The following is a 21940-nucleotide window of genomic DNA, read 5'->3' as shown; positions in this document are numbered from 1 at the left end:
GACCACCGCGACTCCTGCGGACTCGGATCGCCCGGAGGCTCAGCCGAAGTGGCGCGGCAGCACGGCGCCGTTCACCGAGCGCAGCTCGTCGAGCGGCAGCGTGAAGAGGCCCTGCACCTCGACCGCGGGGGTCGCCGCGTCGGTCACGCCGATGCGCAGCACCGGGTAGCCCCGGCCCTCGCAGAGCCCGCGGAACTTCACGTCGTCCTCGCGCGGCACCGACACGAGCACGCGGCCGGTCGACTCCGAGAACAGCGCGGCCGTCGCGTCGACGCCGTTGCGCTCCATCAGCTCGTCGAGCCAGATGCGCGCCCCGACGCCGAAGCGCAGCGCCGACTCGGCCAGCGCCACCACGAGCCCGCCGTCGGCGAGGTCGTGAGCGGAGGCGATGAGCGACTCCTTCGCGCCCGCCGAGATCAGCTCGGCCAGCGCGCGCTCGGCGGCCAGGTCGAGCTGCGGGGGCAGCCCGCCGAGGTGGTCGTGGATGGTGCCGGCCCACGCGGAGCCGTCGAGCTCGTCGCGGGTGGTGCCGAGGAGGTAGAGGTTGTCGCCCTCGTCCTGCCAGCCGGAGGGGATGCGGCGCGCGACGTCGTCGATCACGCCGAGGACGCCGACGACCGGGGTCGGGAAGATCGGCACGTCGCCGGTCTGGTTGTAGAACGAGACGTTGCCGCCGGTGACGGGGATCTCGAGCTCGAGGCAGGCGTCGGCGAGCGCGCCCACGGCCTCGCGGAACTGCCACATCACCTCGGGGTTCTCGGGGCTGCCGAAGTTGAGGCAGTCCGAGACGGCGACCGGGGTCGCTCCGGTGACGGCGACGTTGCGGAACGCCTCGGCCAGAGCCAGGCGGGCGCCCTGCGCCGGGTCGAGCTGGCACCAGCGCCCGTTCGCGTCGGTCGCGACCGCGAAGCCGAGGCCCGACTCCTCGTCGACGCGGACCATGCCGCCGTCGTCGGGGTAGCTGAGCGCGGTGTTGCCGAGCACGTAGCGGTCGTACTGCGAGGTGATCCAGCTCTTGTCGGCGAGGTTCGCCGAGCCCAGCAGCGCCAGGGTCTCGGCGCGCAGCGCGTCGCCGCCGGTCGAGCGGGGCAGGCGGGAGGAGGAGTCGGCCTGCAGCGCGTCGAGCCAGGAGGGGTACTCGATCGGGCGCTCGTAGACCGGGCCGTCGACCGCGACAGTGCGCGGGTCGACGTTGACGATCTCCTCGCCGTGCCAGTTGATGATGAGGCGGCCGGAGTCGGTGACCTCGCCGAGCACGCTGGTCTCGACGTCCCACTTGCCGACGACCTCGAGGAACGCGTCGAGCTTCTCGGGCGTGACGACGGCCATCATCCGCTCCTGCGACTCCGACATGAGGATCTCCTCCGCCGTGAGCGAGGGGTCGCGCAGCAGCACCGAGTCGAGCTCGATGAACATTCCGCCGTCGCCGTTGGAGGCCAGCTCCGACGTGGCACACGAGATGCCCGCGGCGCCCAGGTCCTGGATGCCCTCGACGAGGTCCTTGCGGAACAGCTCGAGGCAGCACTCGATGAGCACCTTCTCGGCGAACGGGTCGCCGACCTGCACCGCGGGGCGCTTGGTCGGTCCGCCGTCGGCGAAGGTGTCGGAGGCGAGGATCGACGCGCCGCCGATGCCGTCGCCTCCGGTGCGCGCCCCGAACAGCACGACCTTGTTGCCGACGCCGCGGGCGTTCGCGAGGTGCAGGTCCTCGTGGCGGAGGACGCCGACGGCCAGCGCGTTGACGAGCGGGTTGCCCTGGTAGACCGAGTCGAAGTAGGTCTCGCCGCCGATGTTCGGCAGGCCGAGGCAGTTGCCGTAGAAGGAGATGCCGGCCACGACGCCGTGCACCACGCGCGCGGTGTCGGGGTCGTCGATCGCCCCGAAGCGCAGCGCGTCCATGACCGCGACCGGCCGGGCGCCCATCGAGATGATGTCGCGGACGATGCCGCCGACCCCCGTCGCCGCACCCTGGAAGGGCTCGATGTAGCTCGGGTGGTTGTGGCTCTCGATCTTGAAGGTGACGGCCCAGCCCTCGCCGACGTCGACCACTCCGGCGTTCTCGCCCATGCCGACCATGAGGTTCTTCTTCATGGCGGGGGAGACCTTCTGCCCGAACTGGCGGAGGTACATCTTCGACGACTTGTAGGAGCAGTGCTCGCTCCACATCACCGAGTACATCGCGAGCTCGCCGCTCGTGGGGCGGCGGCCGAGGATCTCGCGGATGCTCGCGTACTCGTCGGGCTTGAGTCCGAGGGCCGCGTAGGGCTGCTCCCGCTCGGGCGTCGCCTCCGCGTTCGCAGTGGTGTCGGGAACGGCGGTGCGGCTGTCTGCCATGTGCTGGAGGCTCCAGGGGAGGGGGACGGGATGCGCGTCGATCCTACCCGCCGCGGTCGCCGCGGCCCGGGCCCTCCGGTGGAGCGGTGCGGGCACCGGCGCCTAGGATCGGGCGGGTGAAGCGGGCGGCTCTGATCGGGACCGTGCTGTGGGGGCTCTACCAGTGCTTCGGGAACCTCGGAGCGGCGAACATCTCGTCGGACGAGCCCGTGTACCTCGCCGCGGGGTGGGACTACCTGCACGGCGACGTGAGCGCGAACCTCGAGCATCCGCCGACGGCGAAGTACCTGATCGGGCTCGCGCAGGTGCTGCTCGGCGAGGGGCTGCTCGCGGGCAGGATCGCCGCCGGCGCGGCCGCGTTCCTCACCGGGGTGGTGCTCTGGCTCTGGTTCCGGCGCGAGCTCGGCCCGACCCTCGCGCTCGTCCCGGCCGGCCTGTTCCTCCTCCTCCCTCGCACCGCCGTGGGGGCCGGCACCCGGATCGACCGCCTCGCGCTCCTGGAGCCGTTCATGGTGCTCTTCGCCGTCGCGGCGATGGCGGCGGCGTGGACCTGGTCGCGCGCCTCGCCGGGCAGGCGGAGCGGCTGGCTGATCGCGCTGGCCGGTGCGCTGCTGGCGCTGTCGGTCACCTCGAAGCTGACCACCGCGGTCCTCGCGCCCGTGCTCCTGCTGCCGCTGCTGTGGTCGGGGAGCAGGGTCCGGGCTCTGCGGGGCGGCCTCGCCCTCTCCGTCGCGTTCGTCGTCACCGGGGTGCTCGCCTACCTGCCGGTGCACCCGGTCGAGGCGATCCGGTACCTGCTCGAGTTCCAGTCCGAGCACAACGCCGACGGCCACCTGATCGAGGTCGCCGGGACCGCGTACGTCTTCCCTCCGTGGTGGGCGAACCTCTGGTTCATGGTCGTCGGCATCGGGCCGGCGGCGCTCGCCGTGCTGCTCCTCGGGACCCTGCTGGCACTGCTCGCTCCGCGGCGCCGCGCGCTGGTGCTCTACCTGGGCGCCGCGACGCTGCTCCTCCTCGTGTTCCACCTGGCGATCAGCTCGGTCGCGCTGCCGCACTACTACGCGGCGTGGGCGTGGCTCCTCTGCGCGCTGGCGGGCATCGGCATCGCGGAGGCGCTGCGCGGCGGGATCGTGCTGCCCGCACCCCTCGCCCGCGGCGTCGGCGCGGTGCTGGTGGCCGCCTCCCTCGTGATCGCGATCGCCACCTCGGCGGGGATCGCCCAGGAGCGGCCGACCGGGATCGCGCGAGTGGCCGACGTGCTGCGCGAGCGCGGCCTCGACGGCGGCCTGGTCCTCGCGCAGGGCATGTCCTCGGGCGTCTACGTGCCCTACATCGGCGACCGGGTGACGACCGATCCGTCGTCCGCCGGGATCGTCGCCATCGCGATCGAGCGGTCGGCGCGCTTCCCCGTCGATCCGCGCGTGTCCGCCTACCTCGAGTCGGCGCGGCCCGAGACGGTGCGGCTCGACGACCTCACCCTCGTGCTGGTCGACGGACCGCTGCCGTGACCGCTCACTTCGAGCGGCAGGCCCCCGGATCGACGGCATCCGTCAGCGAGGCGGCCTGCTCGACCACGGGAGTGAGGACCGAGAGCGGGATGGCGTAGCCGACGTTGTCGACGGAGGCGGCCTTGCCGAAGACGACGCCCGACACGGTGCCCTCGAGAGAGAGCAGCGGGCCGCCCGAGTTGCCCTGGTTGACGACGGCGGCGAGGGTCAGCACCTCCCGTGAGGTCGGTGCTCCGTCGACCATCAGCGAGACCGTGGCGTCGGAGGAGATCTCGGCCGAGCCGAGGGTCAGCGGGCCGCCGAAGGGGTAGCCCGCGACCACGGCGTCGTCCCCGGCGGTGACGGCGTCGTCGAGCGGGAGCGGGGAGGCGTCGAGCCCGTCGACGGCGATCACGGCGAGGTCGGCGGCCGGGTCCAGGTAGACGACGCGGCCGGTGCGCGGGGCCTCTCCCGGCGCCTCGACGACCGGCTGCGAGACTCCGCCGACCACGTGCGCGTTGGTGATGACGCGGTCGTCCGAGACGACGAAGCCGCTGCCCGTCACTCCGACGTCGCAGGCCCAGGCCGTGCCGGAGACGCGCACGACCGAGCGGGTGGCGGCGGCGACCTCCGGGTCGTCGGTCGAGACGTCCGGGATCGCGGGCGCCTGGGTCGGTGCGTCGAGCGCCTCGACGACCCAGGACGTGCCCTCGTCGACCACGGTCGACTGCAGCTGGGCGAGGAAGGCGCGGACGGGGGAGGGGGTGAGGTCGTCGATCGTGCGGATGACCGTCGATCCGGCGACCGAGGTCGTGACGAGGGGGACGCCGAGGAGGGAGACGGCCGAGGTGACGGCGATCCAGACCAGGCCGGAGATCGCGACGCCGGCGACGCCGCCGGCGAGCCGGTCGAGCAGGCCGAGCTTCACGCGGTCGGCTCCGCGGCCGATGACCGCGCCGAGCGTCGCTCCGATCGCGTAGCCGACGCCCAGCAGCAGCACGGCGGTGCCGATCACGGCGAGCAGGCGCCACTCGCTGCCGGCCGCCCACGACGAGACGGCGGGCACGGCGAACGAGGCGCCGATCGCGCCCGCGACGATCCCGGCGAGACCGCCGAGGGTCCGGAGCAGGCCGCGCCGCAGACCGTCGACGAGCGCGCCGATGAGGCTCAGCACGACGATGACGTCGACGATCACGGATGCACCCACGCGGAACTCCTGCCGGTGTCGGGGACGGGTCCTCCAGCATGACCGACGCGGGATGCGCGGACGCCCGGAGGCGGCTGGCAGTCCGCGGCGGCTGCGGTGCGCGGGGGCGGCGGCGGCACGGGAGTCGGACACCGCCGGCCGCGCGCTGCCGCCGAGAGGGCGGTGCCGCCGGGAGGGCGGTGCCCCCTAGAAGAACGAGATGCAGTACGGCGTCGCGATCGGCGCGAACAGGCGGTCCATCCGCCCCGCCTCGCCCGTGACGCGCGCGAGCCCGGCCTTCGCCAGGATCGACGGCCGCACCGAGCCCAGCAGCAGCGAGCCCAGGTCGGCCACGTCCAGCGCGAGCTCGGCCTCGTCCCCGGTGCGCTCCACGGTGGCGGAGCCGCCCGAGGCGGTGAGGCGGTAGCGGCCGTCGGCGAGCCCGAGCCCGTCGGCCACCTCGACGACGACCGAGCCGTCAGCGGTCCACGGCCGGGCCGAGAACGCGGCGGCGACGTCGAGGATCCGCAGCCAGATCAGGTCGCCCACGTGGCTCACCTGCACCACGCGCGCGTCGCTGAGCGCCCAGGTCAGCGGATCGTCCACCGGCGCCATGTCCCAGGTCACCGCGGAGGCGAGGTCGACCGTGCCGAGGTAGCCCCAGAGCGCGAGGTAGGCGTCGGCGCCGGGGGCGACGAGGTCGACGATCTCGAGGGTCTTGTCGTCCTCGGGCCCGACCGCGCGGTAGGTCACGAAGCCGTCGAGCGTCCCCTCCTCGTCGAGGTGGACGGCCGAGCGGACGTCGAGGCCGGGCGTGGTCTCGCCGGACGCGGTGCCGACGGAGTTCGCCTCGTAGCGCGACTGGCGGGTCAGCGAGCCGGGGGTCGACGCCTGGAACGCGGCGAACACCGCGGGGATGCGTGGCTGCAGCCAGCTCGTCGCGACCACCTCGACGCGGCCGGCGGGCTCGGTGTGCAGGCCGAAGCGCGGCCCGGTGTCGACGCGGATGGAGCGCGTGAAGGCCGAGCGGCCGAAGCCGAACCGGCGGTAGATGGAGGCCTCGCTCGCCGTGAGCGCGGCGACCGGGGTGCCGGCCTCCTTCGCCAGGCGCAGGTCCTCGGTGATCATCGCGCGCAGGATGCCGCGGCGCCGGTGCGTGGGCCGCACGGTCACCTGCGACACCAGGTGCGCCGGCAGCTCGCGTCCGCCGCCGACCTGCAGGGCCCCGGGGAACGCCGCGTAGGTGCCGACCGGCACGCCCGCGCCGTCGAGTCCCTCGGGGGCGGAGGAGTCGACGACCGCGGTCAGCACGCGCTGGTCGGCGACCATGTGCTCGGCCCAGTCCCGCAGCTTCTCCGGCGTGAACTCCTTCTCGTGGAAGCCCGCGTTGATCGCGGTGGCCCACGCGGCGGTGGCGGCGTCGGGACCGCCCTCGTCGTTCAGGGCGGCGGGGAAGCGGCGGAGGTCGAGACCGGTGAGAGGCATCCGTCCAGCCTATTCACCCGGAGTGCGCGGGGGCTGAACCGGTGCGCGAACGGTCACTGCGACGGGCGCGCCCGTAACGCCGACCGCCGTCAGAGCACGGTCCACCGCTTCTCGAGCGCCGCGTCCACCGCCTCCGCGAGCTCGTCCAGCCGCCGGGAGTCGAGGCGCCCCGGGTCCGCGGCCGCCCGGATCCGCCCGCTCATCGCCGCGATCGCCGAGCGCCGCCGCGGCAGGGTCGCGGTGAACGCGCAGTCGCGCAGCAGCACCAGCAGCTCGCCCGCCCGGCCCTGCGCCTCCGCGAGGACCTCGAGCCGCCGCTCGAACGGCGACTCCGGGACCGTCACGCGCAGGAACCCGTCCGGATCCTGGAACGCCGCCGGCGGATCCGGGACCCGCGCGAGCAGCGCCAGCGCGGCGCCCAGCTCGTCCAGACCGCCCTCGTGCGCCAGCTCCCGCAGCCGCGAGTCCACGTCGTCGGCCGGCCCCGCCCCGAGCTCCACCGTCCGCAGCACGAGCGCGTCGAGCCGGCGCTCCTCCTCCTCGCCCGGGACCGACGGAGTCGCCGACCACCACGAGAGCACCGGAGTCGCGGCCACCGCGTGCTCGCCGATCCGCCGCTCCAGCGCGATCAGCAGGTCCTCCCGCGCGGCGAGCGCCACCAGCGCGTCCACGTCGACGTGGAGAAGGGTGCCCGAGGCGGGCGGCGCCACCAGCCGGCGTCCGGAGGGAGGGACGGTCTCCGCCCGCGTCCTCGCCCCGGGTCCGCGCCCGCTCGCCCGCAGGATCTCCTCCTCGAGGGTCCGCCGGGGTCGTCGTCGTCCGCTTCCGCGCGCCATGCCGTCACGCTACCGTCGGCCGCATGACCCGGTTCCTCGCCCTCCTCCGCGGAGTGAACGTCAACGGCCGCACCGTCCGCAGCGCCGAGCTCGCCGAGACGGTCGCCGGGATCGGCGTGGACCGGGTGCGGACGGTCCTCGCGAGCGGCAACGCGGCATTCGACTCCGACCGCCCGGCCGCCGAGCTGAAGCCCGCGCTCGAGGCGGCGCTCGCCGAGCGGTTCGGCTACGACGCCTGGATCGTGCTCGTGACGCAGGAGGCGCTCGCCGCGGTGCTCGCCGCCTACCCGTTCCCGCGGATCGACGAGGAGGCGCATCCGTACGTCGTCTTCGGCTCGGACGAGGAGGCGCTCGACGCCGCGCAGGCCGCGATCGGCGAGCCGGATCCGGCGGTCGAGCTCGTCGCCCGGGGTGCCGCCGTCCTCTACTGGCGCTGCCCGCGCGGCTCCTCGACGGACACGCCGGTCGCACGGATCCTCGCCCGATCCGCCTACCGCTCCACCACGACGACCCGGAACCTGCGCACCGTCGAGAGGCTCGCGACGGCGTGACGTCCGCGGCCGTGGCGGGGCCGCCTCCGGGCTCCGCGAGCGGCACCTCGGGGCGCCTCCGACCTCGGGAGGCGAGGAATCGGGGCTGAGAGCACGCACATTCTTTGGTTAGGCTGTCCTTAGTGCCGGTCCACTCGGGCCCTGCGCCGCCTCCCGCACAGCCTCTCGAAAGGGACCCATGCCCCGCGCCACCACGCCCCTCGCCCTGCTCGTCGCCACCGCGCTGACGATCGGCCTCGCCGGCTGCAGCGGCTCGGCCGCCGGAGACGACGCCGCCGCCGACAGCGGCTTCACGCCGATCACGATCGAGCACGCTCTCGGCACCACCACCATCGAGTCGGCGCCCGAGCGCGTGGCGACCGTCAACTGGGCCAACCACGAGGTCCCGCTCGCGCTGGGTGTCGTCCCCGTGGGCATGGCCGCCGCCAACTTCGGCGACGACGACGGCGACGGGCTCCTCCCCTGGGTGAGCGAGAAGCTCGACGAGCTCGGCGCCGAGACCCCCGTCCTCTTCGACGAGACCGACGGCATCGACTTCGAGGCCGTCTCGGACACCGACCCGGACGTCATCCTCGCCGCCTACTCCGGCCTCACGCAGGAGGACTACGACACCCTGAGCGAGATCGCCCCCGTCGTCGCCTACCCCGAGACCGCCTGGGGCACCTCCTGGCGCGACATGATCACGCTGAACAGCGAGGCGATGGGCAGGGCCGACGAGGGCGCCGCCCTGATCACCGAGCTCGAGGGCGAGATCGAGGAGAAGGTCGCCGCGCACCCGCAGCTGGCCGGCACCTCGGCGATGTTCCTCACCCACGTCGACCCGACCGACCTCAGCCAGGTCAGCTTCTACACCTCGCACGACACCCGCCCCGCGTTCTTCGAGGACCTCGGCATGGCCACCCCGGGCAGCATCGCCACCGCCTCCGCCGCGACCGACAAGTTCTCGCTCACGCAGAGCGCCGAGCAGGCCGACGCCTTCAGCGACGTCGACGTGATCGTCACCTACGGCGACGACGAGCTCGTGAGCACCCTCAAGGCCGACCCGCTGCTCTCGCAGATCCCCGCGGTCGCCGACGACGCCATCGTGCGCCTGCCCTCCACCCCGCTCGGCACCGCCGCCAACCCGACGCCGCTCTCGATCTCGTGGGTCCTCGACGACTACCTGGACCTGCTCGACGAGGCCGCCGCCAAGGCCGCGCAGAGCACTCCGGCCGCCTGAGCCGGGACCCGACCCGCGTGACCCTCGCCGCTCCTCCCGCCGCCTCGGGCGTCGCCGCCGTGCGCCGCCCGAGGCGGCTGCGCGCCCTCTGGCTGCTCGCGGCCGTGGCCGTGCTGCTCGCCGCCGCCGTGGTGTCGGTGCTGGTGGGGTCGCGGGAGGTGGCGTGGAGCGACGTCGTCGCGGCGTTCGGCGGGTCCACGGACGGGTTCGCGCAGGCCGCGGTCGCCAAGCGCATCCCGCGCACCGTGCTCGCCGCGATCGCGGGCGCGGCCCTCGGCGTCGCCGGCGTGCTGATGCAGGGGGTGACCCGCAATCCGCTGGCCGACCCCGGCATCCTCGGGGTGAACACCGGAGCCTCGCTCGCGGTCGTGACGGGCATCGTCTTCTTCGGGCTGACGAGCTCCGCCGCCTACGTCTGGGTCGCGATCGGCGGGGCCGCGGTCGCCGCGGTCTTCGTCTACACGGTCGGGTCGCTCGGGCGCGGCGGCGCGACTCCGCTCAAGCTCGCCCTGGCCGGCGCCGCCACCTCGGCCGCGCTGGTCTCGGTCATCAGCGCGATCGTCCTGCCGCGCGCCGACATCGCGGGCGGCATCCGCTCCTGGCAGATCGGCGGAGTGGGCGGCGCCACGTCCGCGAGCATCGCGCAGGTGCTCCCCTTCCTCCTGGCCGGCCTCGTCCTCTGCGTGCTCTCGGCCAAGAGCCTCAACACCCTCGCGCTCGGCGACGAGCTCGCGGCGGGCCTGGGGGAGCGGGTCGCCCTCGCGCGCGGCGGGGCCGCCCTGGGCGCGGTCGTGCTCTGCGGAGCGACGACCGCGGTCACGGGGCCCATCGGCTTCGTCGGCCTGGTCGTCCCGCACGCCTGCCGCCTCCTCGTCGGCGTCGACCACCGCTGGCTGCTGCCGTTCTCGGCGGTGACCGGCGCCGTGCTCCTGATCGCGGCGGACATCGTCGGCCGCGTCGTCGCACGCCCGAGCGAGATCGACGTGGGCATCGTCACCGCGCTGGTCGGCGCCCCGGTGTTCATCGCGATCGTCCGCCGCCAGAAGGTGCGCGAGCTGTGACCGCGTTGCTCGAGGCGCCCTCCGCCACCGCCCGCGCCGTCGCGGCCGGCCGCCGCCGCCGCGGGGCCCGCCGCCGGATCGTCGTCGCCGTCCTCGCTGTCCTGATCGCGGCCGTCCTCGCCGTCTCCCTGCTGGTCGGCCAGACCGTCTACTCGCCCGACGAGGTGCTGCGCGTGATCCTCGGCGAGCAGGTCCCCGGGGCGAGCTTCACCGTCGGGCGCCTCCGCCTCCCGCGCGCCGTCCTCGCCCTCCTGGTGGGCCTGTGCTTCGGGCTCGGCGGAGTGAGCTTCCAGACCATGCTCCGCAACCCGCTCGCCAGCCCCGACATCATCGGGATCAGCGCCGGGGCGAGCGCCGCCGCGGCCTTCGCCATCGCGACGCTCTCGCTCGGGGCCGCGCAGGTCTCGGCCCTCGCGATCGTCGCGGGACTCGTGGTCGCCCTGCTCGTCTACGCCCTGTCCTACCGCAGCGGAGTCGCCGGCACCCGGCTGATCCTGATCGGCATCGGGGTCGCCGCGATGCTCGACTCCCTCACCGCCTACGTGCTCTCGCGGGCCGCGGCGTGGGACCTGCAGGAGGCGTCCCGCTGGCTCACCGGGAGCCTCAACGGCGCGAGCTGGAGCGAGGTCGTGCCGGTCCTCGCCGCGGTCGTCGTCCTCACCCCCGTCCTGCTCTCGCGCTCGCGCGACCTCTCCGCCACGCAGCTCGGCGACGACACCGCCTCCGCGCTCGGCATCCGCGTGAACGCCACCCGCCTCGTCGTGATCGTCGCCGCGGTCGGGCTGATCGCCTTCGCGACGGCCGCCGCCGGCCCGATCGCGTTCGTGGCCTTCCTCTCCGGCCCGATCGCCGCCCGCCTGATCGGGCCCGGCGCGTCGCTCCTCATCCCCTCGGCCCTCGTCGGCGCGCTGCTCGTGCTCGTCGCCGACTTCGTCGGGCAGTTCGGGCTGGGCCTGCGCTATCCGGTCGGAGTGGTCACCGGCGTCCTCGGGGCGCCGTACCTCGTCTACCTCATCGTCCGCAGCAACAGAGCGGGAGGCTCATTGTGACCACCGCGCACACCCTGACGGCCGAGGGGGTCACCCTCGGCTACGGCGACCGGACGGTCGTCGACGGCCTCGACCTCGTCGTCCCGCCCGGCCGCATCACCGCGATCGTCGGAGCGAACGCCTGCGGCAAGTCGACGCTCCTGCGCTCGATGTCGCGCCTGCTCGCGCCTCGCTCCGGCGCCGTGCTGCTCGACGGCAGGGCCGTGCACCGGACGCCGGCGAAGCAGCTCGCCCGCACGCTCGGCCTCCTCCCGCAGTCGCCGATCGCCCCGGAGGGCATCACCGTCGCGGATCTCGTCGGCCGCGGCCGCCATCCGCACCAGGGGATGCTGAGCCGTTGGAGCGCCCACGACGACGAGGCCGTCGCGACCGCGCTCGACGCGACCGACACCGCCGCCCTGGCCGACCGTTCCGTCGACGAGCTCAGCGGCGGGCAGCGCCAGCGCGTCTGGATCGCGATGGCCCTCGCGCAGGAGACCGACGTGCTGCTGCTGGACGAGCCGACCACCTTCCTCGACGTCAGTCACCAGATCGAGGTGCTCGACCTGCTCGTCGACCTCAACCGCACCCGCGGGACGACGGTGGTGATGGTGCTGCACGACCTCAACATGGCCGCCCGCTACGCCGACCACCTCGTGGCCATCGCGCACGGCGCGGTGCACGCCTCCGGCACCCCGGCCGCGGTGCTCACCGAGGAGACGGTGCTCGCCGTGTTCGGCCTCGACAGCCGCATCATCACCGACCCGACCTCGGGCACCCCGCTGATGCTCCCCCTCGGGCGGCACCGCCTCGCCCCCGAGCGGATCGACGCCCCCGGCGGCGCGCAGATGACGGACGTGTAAACGGTTCCACACGGCGGCCGGGGGGCGTATACGATACCTGCAGTCCGCGGCGGACGACCGTCATCGGCGGAACCGCCGAACGCCTGCCCCCGATCAGAGGTCCTCCCCGCCGTGACTGCATCCCCGACGCGCCCCGACGCCTCCGCCCTCCGCGGCGTCCGCGCGCTCCTGTTCGACCTCGACGGCGTGCTCACGCCGACCGCCGACGTCCACATGCAGGCCTGGTCGCGGCTGTTCACGGAGTACCTCTCCTCGCGCGGGATCGCCGAGGGCTACACCGACGCCGACTACTTCCGGTACATCGACGGACGCCCGCGGTACGACGGCGTCCGGGCGCTCCTCGCCTCGCGCGGCATCACCCTCCCCGAGGGCGCGCCCGAGGACGACCCGTCGCTCGAGACCGTCTGCGGGCTCGGCAACCGCAAGAACGACGCCTTCAACCGCACCCTCGCCGAGACCGGCGTCGCTCCCTACCCGGGCTCGCTCCGCTTCGTCGACGCCGCGATCGCCGCGGGCGTGCAGGTCGCCGTCGTCACCTCCTCCCGCAACGGCGTGCCGGTGCTCGAGGCGGCCGGCCTCCGCGACCGCTTCGAGGTCGTCGTGGACGGGCTCCTCGCCGCCGAGCGCTCGATCGCCGGCAAGCCCGCGCCCGACACCTACCTCTACGCGGCCGAGCTCCTCGGCCTCCCGGCCGCCGAGTGCGCCGTCCTCGAGGACGCGCACTCCGGAGTCGCGGCAGGCCGCGCGGGCGGCTTCGGCCTCGTCGTCGGCGTCGACCGCGGAGTCGGGGCCGACACCCTGCTCGAGCACGGCGCCGACCTGGTCGTGGACGACCTGGCTGAGCTGCTCCCCTTCCTCCCCACCGCTCCCGCCCCCGAGGACGCCGCATGAACCCCATCACCTCCGACCCGCTCGACCGGAACCGCTTCCCGATCGACGAGTGGGCCCTCGTCGAGACCGAGTTCGCCTCCGAGCTGCAGGGCCGCACCGAGACGCTCTTCGCCACCGGCAACGGCTACCTCGGCCTCCGCGGCAACGTGGAGGAGGGGCGCGACGGCTACGCCTACGGCACCTTCATCAACGGGTTCCACGAGACCTGGCCCATCCGCCACGCGGAGGAGGCGTTCGGCTTCGCCCGCGTCGGCCAGACCATCGTCAACGTGCCGGACGCCAAGATCATCCGCCTCTACGTCGACGACGAGCCCTTCGTGCTGAGCGAGGCCGACGTCCTCGCCTACTCGCGCCGCCTCGACTTCGCGAACGGCGTGCTCACCCGCGAGCTGGAGTGGCGCACCCCCTCCGGCAAGCGCGTCCTGATCCGCTCGCGCCGCCTGGTCTCGTTCACCGACCGGCACCTCGCGATCCTCGACTACGAGGTCGAGATGCTCGACCACGACGCGTCCGTGCTGATCTCGAGCCAGATCCTCAACCGCCAGGACGGCGTCGACGAGTACCACGCCCCCTCCGGCAGCGAGGGGGCCGGCTTCGACCCGCGCAAGGCGGAGTCGTTCGAGGACCGCGTGCTCCAGCCGCGCCTCAAGCGCGTCAGCGGCACCCGCTACCTCCTCGGCTACCGGACCACCAACTCCCAGATGACCGTCGCCTGCGGCGCCGAGCACCAGCTCGAGACCGAGAACGAGTGGGACCAGACCTCCCAGATCGACGACGACCTCGCCAAGCACGTCTACCGCGTGAAGGCCAAGGCCGGCCGGCCGGTCCGCCTGGTCAAGACGCTGACCTACCACACCTCCCGCGGCGTGCCCGTGCGCGAGCTCGCCGACCGCTGCGACCGCACGCTCGACCGCGCCCGCGAGACGCCGGTCGAGGAGCAGTTCGTCAAGCAGCGCGAGTGGCTCGACGACTTCTGGACCCGCTCCGACGTGCAGCTGGACGGCCAGCCCGCCATCCAGCAGGCCACCCGCTGGAACCTCTTCCAGCTCGCCCAGTCCACCGCCCGCACCGACGGCGGCGGAGTCGCGGCCAAGGGCGTCTCGGGCTCCGGCTACGGCGGCCACTACTTCTGGGACACCGAGGTCTACGTCCTCCCGTTCCTCAGCTACACGGCGCCCCTCGTCGCCCGGAACGCCCTGCGCTTCCGGCAGAACATGCTCGAGGCCGCCCGGGCGCGCGCCTCCGAGCTCAACCAGCGCGGCGCGCTCTTCCCCTGGCGCACCATCAACGGTCAGGAGTCGTCGGCGTACTACGCCGCCGGCACCGCTCAGTACCACATCGACGCCGACATCTCCTACGCGCTCATGCAGTACGTGGGTGCCACGGGCGACGACGACTTCCTCGCCCGCGGAGCGATCGACATCCTCGTCGAGACCGCGCGGATGTGGGCCGATCTGGGCTTCTGGCGCAGCAACGGCGACGATCACTTCCACATCCACGGAGTGACGGGGCCGGACGAGTACACGACCGTCGTCAACGACAACCTGTACACGAACGTCATGGCCCGGGCGAACCTCCGCTCGGCCGCACGCGCCGTCGAGCTGCTGAAGGCCGTCGAGCCCGCCGCGTACGAGCGGATGGCCGACCGCCTCGCTCTCGACGAGGGCGAGGTGCTCGAGTGGGCGCGCGCCGCCGAGAAGATGCACATCCCCTTCGACGCGCGGGCGGGCATCCACCCGCAGGACGCGGCCTTCCTCGAGAAGGAGCTGTGGGACCTCGAGAACACCCCCGCGAGCAAGCGCCCGCTGCTGCTGCACTTCCACCCGCTGGTGATCTACCGCTTCCAGGTGCTCAAGCAGGCCGACGTCGTGCTCGCGCTGCTGCTGCAGGGCAACGAGTTCACCGCCGAGCAGAAGCGCGCCGACTTCGAGTACTACGACGCGCTGACCACCGGTGACTCGACCCTCTCGGCCGTCGTGCAGTCGATCATCGCCGCCGAGGTCGGCTACAGCGACCTGGCCCGCCACTACTTCCTGTCGGCGCTGTTCGTCGACCTCGCCGACCTGCACCGCAACACCGCGGACGGCATCCACGTCGCCTCGACGGGCGGCGTCTGGAGCGCCCTCGTCTACGGCTTCGGCGGGATGCGCGACCACGGTGGGCGGATCACGCTCGACCCGCGCCTGCCCGACGACTGGGACCGCCTCGCCTTCCGCATCACCCTCCACGGCACGCGCGTGCGCGTCGAGGTGACGCAGACCGAGGTCCTGCTGACGGTCGAGACCGGCGACTCCGCCGCGATCACCGTCCGCGACGAGCGCGTGCACGTCGCTGCCGGCAGCCCCGTGCGCGTCCCGCTCACGCACCAGGGCCGCCGCCTGCACGGCGCGCCGACCACGTCCGACATCGAGGGCACCCGCCGCTCCGACGGCACCGTGATCACCGCCTCGATCCCCACCATCTCGATGACCCCCGAGCCCGAGGTCTTGACCGGGCCCTGAGCGGCTCCGCGAACATCGCCCATCACGCACGAGACCCCCGGCCGGAACCGGGGGTCTCGTGCGTCGCGGGCGGGCGGAGCCGCCCGGACCGGATGCGTCAGGCGGAGGCGAGCAGCGACTTCAGCGCCGACGTGAAGAACGTCAGCCCGTCCACACCCGAGCGCATCGCGGCGGCCGTGTCGGGCCCGAAGCCCTCCTCGACGGCGTGCTCCGGGTGCGGCATGAGCCCCACCACATTGCCGCGGCGGTTGCTGATGCCGGCGATGTCGTTCATGGAGCCGTTCGGGTTGTGGCCGAGGTAGCGGACGACGACGCGTCCCTCCGCCTCGAGCTCGAGCAGCGTGTCGGCCGAGGCGATGTAGCCGCCCTCGCCGTTCTTCAGCGGGATCGTGATCTCCTGGCCGGGCTCAAAGCCGTTCGTCCAGGCGGTCTCGGTGCTCGCGACCATCAGGCGCTGGTCGCGGCAGACGAAGGATCCGATGTCGTTCGCGATCAGGCCGCCGGGCAGCAGGTGCGCCTCGGTGAGCATCTGGAAGCCGTTGCAGATGCCGAGGACCGGGGTCCCGGCGTTCGCCGCGTCGACGACCTCGCGCATGATCGGGGAGTGGGAGGCGATGGCGCCGCAGCGCAGGTAGTCGCCGTAGGAGAAGCCGCCGGGCAGGACGATCGCGTCGACGCCGTCGAGGTCGTGGTCGCCGTGCCACAGCGCGACCGGCTCCGCACCCGCGAACCGGACGGCGCGCTGGGCGTCGCGGTCGTCGAGCGAGCCGGGGAAGGTGATGACGCCGATCCTCATCGGGCGGCCTCCGCCGGGTAGTGGATCCCGACGACGTCCTCGATCACCGAGTTCGAGAGCATCTCGTCGGCGATGCGCTGCACCGAGGCGCGCACCTCGTCGGTCACCTCGTCGACGGTGATCTCGAAGCGCTTGCCCACCCGCACGCCGTGGAGGGCGGAGTGGCCCAGCCGCGCGAGCGCGCCGGCGACGGCCTTCCCCTGCGGGTCGAGCAGCTCGGCCTTGGGCATGACTTCAACGACGATCGTGGGCACCGTGTTCTCCGGAGTCTCGGGGGAGTGCGGTCTTCCGCGCGACCATCGTACCCGCGGGGGTCCCCGCGGTCGGCGGCGCTCAGGAGGTCGTGACGCGGACGGCGTTCGCCCAGGGGTCCTCGAAGGCGAGGGTGCGGCCGTCGTCGCGGGTGGCGACTCCGGAGCGGGCCAGCCGCTCGCCGAGCGCGCCGAGGTCGTCGGCGCCGGGCACCACGATCTCGACCTGTCCGAGGCCGAGGGCCTGCTGCCGGCGTCCGGCGCCCGCCGAGTTCCAGGTGTTCATCGCCATGTGGTGGTGGTAGCCGCCCGCCGAGACGAAGAGCGCCTGCCCGCCGTACGCGATCGTCGTCTCGAAGCCGAGCCGGTCGACGTAGAACTCCTTCGCGGTGGCGACGTCGCCCACGCTCAGGTGCACGTGGCCGACGGAGGCGCCGCCGAGGCGCGGCTGCGCGATCGACTCCTCGGTGAGGTGCTCCTGCAGGAACGCGTTCGGGTCGAGGAAGAGCGTGCTCATCTCGATCCGCCCGTGCGTCCACGACCACTGCGTGCGGTCGCGGTCCCAGTAGAGCTCGACGCCGTTGTGGTCGGGGTCGTCGAAGTAGAAGGCCTTGCTGACCAGGTGGTCGGAGCTGCCGGTGAAGGAGCCGGGGTGCCGGGTCGCGACGCTGTACACGGCCGCGGCGAGCGCCGCCTCCGATTCGAAGAGGATCGCCGTGTGGAAGAGGCCGGCGCTGCGCGGCGAGGCGTGCACCAGCTCGGGCGCGTGCTGGAGGATCACGGCCGGCACTCCGCCGCGGCCGAGCACCGCGACCGGTCCGTCGTGCGAGAGCAGCTCGAGCGTCACGGCGTCGCGGTAGTAGGCGATCATCCCGTCGAGGTCGGCGACGCGGAGGGTCACCGCGCCCATCGCGGTGTCGGGAGCGAGCAGGTCGGGGGAGGAGGTGGTCACGGCGGAGACGCTACCCGCTTTTGGTTGAAGCTACAACCATTCAGAGGGGCGAGCGCTCATAGGAACCGCATAAGCATCGTCCAGGCGGCGTGGGGAGGCCGGGCGTGGAATGGGAACCGGTCGCCGTCAGGGGCGGCCCCGGCACGAGGACGACACCATGAACGAGCGACACGAATCCGACGAGCGAGAGCTCACCGACCAGCCCGCCATCACCGAGGCGACGGGCGCCGACGAGGTGCGCGCGCTGCGCGCGGACGACCGTCGTCGTCGTCGTCGGGCGCTGATCGCCGGCGGCCTCGGCCTCGCCGTGCTGATCGGAGTGACAGCAGGCGGAGTCGCCACCGCCGGCCGCACCGAGGCGGCCTCCTCCGCCTCGGCCGGCGCCGCCACGATCGTCTACCCCGGCGGCTCGCGGGGATCCTTCGGCGGCGGGTACGTGATCGTCCCCTCCTGGGGCGGATCGACGCAGGGCGGATCGACGCAGGGCGGCTCCTCCGCGTACGGGTCGATGCAGGGCGGCTCCTCCGCCTCCGAGCCGGCCACCGGCGCGACCGACGCCGTGGCCGCGAGCACCGCGCAGACCGCCGGCGTGGTCACGATCACCTCCGAGCTCACCTACCAGGGCGCCCGCTCGGCCGGCACCGGCATGATCCTCACCTCCGACGGCATGATCCTCACCAACAACCACGTCGTCGAGGGCGCCACCGCGATCTCGGTCACGGTGGAGTCGACGGGCCGCAGCTACACCGCCCGCGTCGTCGGCACCGACGCGACGAACGACGCCGCCGTCCTGCAGCTGGAGGACGCCTCCGGCCTCACCCCCGCCTCGCTCGACACGGACGGGGTCGCTGTGGGCGACACCGTGACCGCCGTCGGCAACGCGGGAGGGACGGGCGACCTGGTCGCCGCCACCGGCACGGTCACCGGTCTCGATCAGCAGATCACCACCCGCTCCGAGTCGGGGATCTCCGCCGAGACGCTGACCGGGCTGATCCAGACGGACGCAGACATCGTCTCCGGCGACTCCGGCGGCCCGCTCGTCGACTCCGCCGGCCGCGTCGTGGGGATGGATACCGCCGCCTCCAGCGGAACGGCCGACATCACCGGCTTCGCGATCCCGATCTCGAAGGCCCTGGACATCGTGGCCACCATCGAGGCGGGCGCCGACACGGCCACCGTCGAGATCGGCTATCCGGCCTTCCTCGGCGTCTCCCTCTCCTCCGGCACCGCGTCTCCGACTTCGCGCGCGCTCGCGACCACCGCGTCCGGCGCCGTGATCGGCGGAGTCGTCGAGGGCGGGCCGGCCGCGCAGGCGGGCCTCGAGGCGGGGGACGTCGTCACCGCGGTCGACGGGGTCGCCGTCGCCTCGGCCGATCAGCTGTCCGCCTCGCTCGCGCAGCGCGAGCCCGGGGAGTCGGTGACGATCTCGTGGACCGACTCCGCGGGCGCCGCCCGCTCCGCCCAGGTCGTGCTGGTCGAGGGTCCGGTCGCCTGATCGGAGCCTCCGCGTGGCCGCCGGAGCGTTCCCGGCCGTTCACCCGGGCGAGCGCGCCACGCCGCCCGTTGTTTTGATCCGCTCAAGACAACTCGGGTAGTGTCCTCGGCATGACGACAGTGGACGAGCGGCTCCGAGCCTCCGGGCTCAAGGTCACCGCCACCCGGCGCGCGGTGCTCCTCGCTCTCGAGGAGCACCCGCACTCCGGGGTCGACGCGGTCCTGGCCCGAGTGCGCGAGGGCCTCCCCGAGGCCTCGGCGCAGGCCGTCTACGGAGTGCTCTCGGCGTTCACCGACGCCGGGATCGTCCGCCGCATCGAGCCGGAGGGCCACCCCCGCCGGTTCGAGCTGCGGGTCGGCGACAACCACCACCACGTGGTGTGCCGGCGCTGCGGGGCCGTGGCCGACGTCGACTGCGTCGTCGGGGAGGCGCCGTGCCTGCATCCGCAGACCGCGAGCGGCTTCGCCGTGGACACCGCCGACGTCACGTTCTGGGGCACCTGCCCCGACTGCCTGGCCCTCGCCCACTGACCGACATCCGCTACACCGCAGCGGCGGGCCCCGTGCCCCTCGCCGACAGGAGGAACATGACCGAGGAACGATTCACCACCACGAACTCCGGAGCACCGGTCGCGAGCGACGACCACTCGCTGAGCGTCGGAGCCGACGGACCCCTCGCGCTCCACGACCACTACCTCGTCGAGAAGCTGGCCCAGTTCAACCGCGAGCGCATCCCGGAGCGGGTCGTCCACGCCAAGGGCGGCGGAGCCTTCGGACGCTTCACCACCACCGCCGACGTCAGCGCCTACACGCGTGCCGCGCTCTTCCAGCCCGGAGTCGAGACCGAGATGCTCGCGCGGTTCTCCACGGTCGCCGGCGAGCAGGGCTCGCCCGACACCTGGCGCGACCCCCGCGGCTTCGCGCTGAAGTTCTACACGAGCGAGGGCAACTACGACCTCGTCGGCAACAACACCCCCGTCTTCTTCATCCGCGACGGCATCAAGTTCCCCGACTTCATCCGCTCGCAGAAGCGCCTGCCCGGCAGCCACCTGCGCGACCACGACATGCAGTGGGACTTCTGGACCCTCTCGCCCGAGTCGGCCCACCAGGTCACATGGCTCATGGGCGACCGCGGCCTCCCCTCCTCGTGGCGGCACATGGACGGCTTCGGCTCGCACACCTACCAGTGGATCAACGCCGCCGGCGAGCGCTTCTGGGTCAAGTACCACTTCAAGACCGACCAGGGCGTCGAGATCCTGAGCCAGGAGCAGGCCGACCAGATCGCCGGTGAGGACGCGGACTTCCACATCCGCGACCTGTCCTCCGCCATCGACCGCGGCGACTTCCCCTCGTGGACGCTGTCCGTGCAGGTCATGCCGTACGAGGACGCGAAGAGCTACCGGTTCAACCCGTTCGACCTCACCAAGGTCTGGCCCCACGCCGACTACCCGCTGATCGAGGTCGGCACCATGACGCTCGACCGGAACCCCGAGAACTACTTCGCGCAGATCGAGCAGGCGGCGTTCGCCCCCTCGAACTTCGTGCCCGGGATCGCGGCCAGCCCCGACAAGATGCTCCTCGCGCGCATCTTCAGCTACGCCGACGCGCACCGCTACCGCGTGGGGACCAACCACGCGCAGCTGCCGGTGAACGCGCCGAAGTCGCCCGTGCACTCGTACTCGAAGGACGGCCCGATGCGGTTCGACTTCCAGAAGTCCGAGGTGCCCGTCTACGCGCCGAACACGATGGGCGGCGCCCACGCCGATCCCGCCCGGGCGGCGGAGTCGGCCGGCTGGGAGACCGACGGCGAGCTGACGCGCGCCGCGGCGACCCTCCACCCGGAGGACGACGACTTCGGTCAGGCGGGGACGCTCTACCGCGAGGTCCTCGACGACGACGCGCGCGCCCGCCTGGTCGCGAACATCGCCGGCCACGTGTCGAAGGTCACCCGTCCGGAGCTGCGGCAGCGCGTGCTCCAGTACTGGGCGAACGTCGACTCGTCGCTCTCGCAGCGCGTCGCCGAGGCGCTCGAGCCCTCGGCTCCCGGTGCGGACGTCTCCCCCGAGGCGGTCGGCATCGGGGCGTAGTCCCGGCATCCCCTCGAGGAGCGCGCGGTACCGGAGCGATCCGGGTCGCGCGCTCCTCGTCGTTACCGGGGAGGGTCCTTCCACTCGGTGGAGTCGGATCCCGCGCGCGCGGGTGCCCGCCTCGGTCCGATGCAGCCGGCTCGGACCCCGGATCCGCCCGCGGAACCGGGCGCCGACGGGGAGGACCCCTGATCCCGACACGCCCGGGATGTGCGATTTCGGCCCGTCGTTTGACAGCACCGCGATCGCTGCGTAACTTATTCCGAGTCGCCACAAAGGCCGCAGGGAAACGGAAAGAGCAGCAGCTCCTACGTCCCGGCCTCAATCGGGACCATCCACTCGGCAAGACAGCTTTTCGGAGCAGGTCTGCCGCACGGATGTAAAGCCTTCGCAGGATTCCTCGGATCCAGCAACTTCGCCGCCCGGCGCAGGACTCAGGTCCTGAACCGAGCAACGTCGGAGCGCCTATGAGCGTGACGGCATCGCGAAGAAGCCGGATTTGACACGGCCTGCGGATGTGCTAAGTTATACAAGTTGCCACGGCGACAGGGAGAAAGAAACTTCTCCTAGTCTACCGAGAAGACGCGTATAACGCAAGCAACATTATCTTCGATCACTTCCGTTGTGAAGCACCGTTCTGGTGTGGAGGCGGGATGTGTCCGATTCTTGAGAACTCAACAGCGTGCACTATGTTCAATGCCAATTTTATACCCCGGCCTTGATCTTCGGATCGGGTTGGGATTCCTTTGGAAATTGATGTCAGCTTCCGGCTTTCGGGTCGGAGAGATGTCTTATTTGCTAGAGGTCAAACTTGACTACCCTTCTCTTCGGGGTTGGGGGTCGTAATTTTTTTACGGAGAGTTTGATCCTGGCTCAGGACGAACGCTGGCGGCGTGCTTAACACATGCAAGTCGAACG

At 72.6% G+C, this 21940-nt stretch carries 18 protein-coding genes and 1 rRNA gene; 12 read left to right on the top strand and 7 right to left on the bottom strand.

Annotated elements, in window-relative coordinates:
• Window positions 1-39: 39 nt before the first annotated feature.
• Complete coding sequence (gene purL, locus C5C99_RS09260) at window positions 40-2334, bottom strand: phosphoribosylformylglycinamidine synthase subunit PurL (RefSeq protein WP_104339989.1); 2295 nt, start codon at window positions 2332-2334, stop codon at window positions 40-42.
• A 116-nt stretch (window positions 2335-2450) separates the two neighbouring features.
• On the opposite strand from purL, the gene C5C99_RS09255 reads away from it, so the two are divergent.
• The gene (locus tag C5C99_RS09255; protein WP_181074574.1) at window positions 2451-3842 is read left to right on the top strand and encodes a glycosyltransferase family 39 protein; all 1392 of its coding nucleotides are present in this window, start codon (window positions 2451-2453) and stop codon (window positions 3840-3842) included.
• Between the two features lie 4 nt (window positions 3843-3846).
• On the opposite strand, the gene C5C99_RS09250 is transcribed toward C5C99_RS09255, so the two are convergent.
• From C5C99_RS09250 to C5C99_RS09240, 3 genes are all read right to left on the bottom strand, one after another.
• Window positions 3847-5028 (bottom strand): MarP family serine protease, encoded by a 1182-nt coding sequence (locus C5C99_RS09250; protein ID WP_258063675.1) that lies wholly within the window; start codon window positions 5026-5028, stop codon window positions 3847-3849.
• Window positions 5029-5214: 186 nt separating this feature from the next.
• Window positions 5215-6492: a GNAT family N-acetyltransferase gene (locus tag C5C99_RS09245; RefSeq protein WP_104339987.1), complete on the bottom strand. Its 1278-nt coding sequence runs from the start codon at window positions 6490-6492 to the stop codon at window positions 5215-5217.
• Window positions 6493-6581: 89 nt separating this feature from the next.
• The gene (locus C5C99_RS09240; RefSeq protein WP_104288372.1) at window positions 6582-7328 is read right to left on the bottom strand and encodes a DUF2254 family protein; all 747 of its coding nucleotides are present in this window, start codon (window positions 7326-7328) and stop codon (window positions 6582-6584) included.
• Window positions 7329-7351: 23 nt separating this feature from the next.
• Here C5C99_RS09240 and C5C99_RS09235 point away from each other — a divergent pair, with 23 nt between their 5' ends.
• From C5C99_RS09235 to C5C99_RS09205, 7 genes are all read left to right on the top strand, one after another.
• Window positions 7352-7879 (top strand): DUF1697 domain-containing protein, encoded by a 528-nt coding sequence (locus tag C5C99_RS09235; protein WP_104339986.1) that lies wholly within the window; start codon window positions 7352-7354, stop codon window positions 7877-7879.
• A gap of 178 nt (window positions 7880-8057) precedes the next feature.
• Window positions 8058-9098 carry an iron-siderophore ABC transporter substrate-binding protein gene (locus tag C5C99_RS09230; protein ID WP_104339985.1) on the top strand — a complete coding sequence of 347 codons (1041 nt, stop codon included), beginning with the start codon at window positions 8058-8060 and terminating at the stop codon, window positions 9096-9098.
• Window positions 9099-9115: 17 nt separating this feature from the next.
• Window positions 9116-10159, top strand: a complete 1044-nt coding sequence (locus tag C5C99_RS09225) for an iron ABC transporter permease (RefSeq protein ID WP_104222742.1) — start codon at window positions 9116-9118, stop codon at window positions 10157-10159.
• Entirely contained in the window at window positions 10156-11208 is a 1053-nt protein-coding gene (locus tag C5C99_RS09220) for an iron chelate uptake ABC transporter family permease subunit (protein WP_104339984.1), read from the top strand. The genes C5C99_RS09225 and C5C99_RS09220 overlap by 4 nt, the downstream gene beginning before the upstream one ends.
• Window positions 11205-12050 carry an ABC transporter ATP-binding protein gene (locus C5C99_RS09215; RefSeq protein WP_104222740.1) on the top strand — a complete coding sequence of 282 codons (846 nt, stop codon included), beginning with the start codon at window positions 11205-11207 and terminating at the stop codon, window positions 12048-12050. The genes C5C99_RS09220 and C5C99_RS09215 overlap by 4 nt, the downstream gene beginning before the upstream one ends.
• 111 nt (window positions 12051-12161) lie before the next feature.
• Entirely contained in the window at window positions 12162-12941 is a 780-nt protein-coding gene (locus tag C5C99_RS09210; RefSeq protein WP_104222739.1) for an HAD family phosphatase, read from the top strand.
• The gene (locus C5C99_RS09205; protein WP_104222738.1) at window positions 12938-15442 is read left to right on the top strand and encodes a glycoside hydrolase family 65 protein; all 2505 of its coding nucleotides are present in this window, start codon (window positions 12938-12940) and stop codon (window positions 15440-15442) included. Before C5C99_RS09210 ends, C5C99_RS09205 begins: the two co-directional genes overlap by 4 nt.
• A gap of 97 nt (window positions 15443-15539) precedes the next feature.
• On the opposite strand, the gene purQ is transcribed toward C5C99_RS09205, so the two are convergent.
• The 3 genes from purQ to C5C99_RS09190 form a co-directional block, all read right to left on the bottom strand.
• Window positions 15540-16238, bottom strand: coding sequence for a phosphoribosylformylglycinamidine synthase subunit PurQ (gene purQ / locus C5C99_RS09200; RefSeq protein ID WP_104222737.1), 699 nt, complete (start codon window positions 16236-16238; stop codon window positions 15540-15542).
• Entirely contained in the window at window positions 16235-16492 is a 258-nt protein-coding gene (gene purS / locus C5C99_RS09195; RefSeq protein WP_104222736.1) for a phosphoribosylformylglycinamidine synthase subunit PurS, read from the bottom strand. The genes purQ and purS overlap by 4 nt, the downstream gene beginning before the upstream one ends.
• 79 nt (window positions 16493-16571) lie before the next feature.
• Window positions 16572-17399: a VOC family protein gene (locus C5C99_RS09190; protein WP_104340009.1), complete on the bottom strand. Its 828-nt coding sequence runs from the start codon at window positions 17397-17399 to the stop codon at window positions 16572-16574.
• A 199-nt stretch (window positions 17400-17598) separates the two neighbouring features.
• Here C5C99_RS09190 and C5C99_RS09185 point away from each other — a divergent pair, with 199 nt between their 5' ends.
• From C5C99_RS09185 to C5C99_RS09170, 4 genes are all read left to right on the top strand, one after another.
• Entirely contained in the window at window positions 17599-18936 is a 1338-nt protein-coding gene (locus C5C99_RS09185; protein WP_258063674.1) for a S1C family serine protease, read from the top strand.
• Between the two features lie 110 nt (window positions 18937-19046).
• Window positions 19047-19466 (top strand): Fur family transcriptional regulator, encoded by a 420-nt coding sequence (locus tag C5C99_RS09180; RefSeq protein WP_104222735.1) that lies wholly within the window; start codon window positions 19047-19049, stop codon window positions 19464-19466.
• A 56-nt stretch (window positions 19467-19522) separates the two neighbouring features.
• Window positions 19523-21022: a catalase gene (locus C5C99_RS09175; RefSeq protein WP_104269005.1), complete on the top strand. Its 1500-nt coding sequence runs from the start codon at window positions 19523-19525 to the stop codon at window positions 21020-21022.
• A gap of 850 nt (window positions 21023-21872) precedes the next feature.
• Window positions 21873-21940: ribosomal RNA gene (locus C5C99_RS09170) — 16S ribosomal RNA — on the top strand; the annotation flags it as partial.

This window comes from Rathayibacter sp. AY1C4 (assembly GCF_002932195.1).
Classification (GTDB): Bacteria; Actinomycetota; Actinomycetes; order Actinomycetales; family Microbacteriaceae; genus Rathayibacter.
Note: the sequence above shows the minus strand (reverse complement) of the source record. Positions and strands in the feature narration are given on the sequence as shown.

Coding starts and splice junctions, on each gene's coding strand:
- C5C99_RS09245 (WP_104339987.1), bottom strand. CDS start 6,492: ATGCCTCTCACCGGTCTCGACCTCCGCCGCTTCCCCGCCGCCCTGAAC.
- C5C99_RS09205 (WP_104222738.1), top strand. CDS start 12,938: ATGAACCCCATCACCTCCGACCCGCTCGACCGGAACCGCTTCCCGATC.
- C5C99_RS09175 (WP_104269005.1), top strand. CDS start 19,523: ATGACCGAGGAACGATTCACCACCACGAACTCCGGAGCACCGGTCGCG.
- C5C99_RS09190 (WP_104340009.1), bottom strand. CDS start 17,399: ATGGGCGCGGTGACCCTCCGCGTCGCCGACCTCGACGGGATGATCGCC.
- C5C99_RS09230 (WP_104339985.1), top strand. CDS start 8,058: ATGCCCCGCGCCACCACGCCCCTCGCCCTGCTCGTCGCCACCGCGCTG.
- purQ (WP_104222737.1), bottom strand. CDS start 16,238: ATGAGGATCGGCGTCATCACCTTCCCCGGCTCGCTCGACGACCGCGAC.
- C5C99_RS09180 (WP_104222735.1), top strand. CDS start 19,047: ATGACGACAGTGGACGAGCGGCTCCGAGCCTCCGGGCTCAAGGTCACC.
- C5C99_RS09240 (WP_104288372.1), bottom strand. CDS start 7,328: ATGGCGCGCGGAAGCGGACGACGACGACCCCGGCGGACCCTCGAGGAG.
- purL (WP_104339989.1), bottom strand. CDS start 2,334: ATGGCAGACAGCCGCACCGCCGTTCCCGACACCACTGCGAACGCGGAG.
- C5C99_RS09185 (WP_258063674.1), top strand. CDS start 17,599: ATGAACGAGCGACACGAATCCGACGAGCGAGAGCTCACCGACCAGCCC.
- C5C99_RS09235 (WP_104339986.1), top strand. CDS start 7,352: ATGACCCGGTTCCTCGCCCTCCTCCGCGGAGTGAACGTCAACGGCCGC.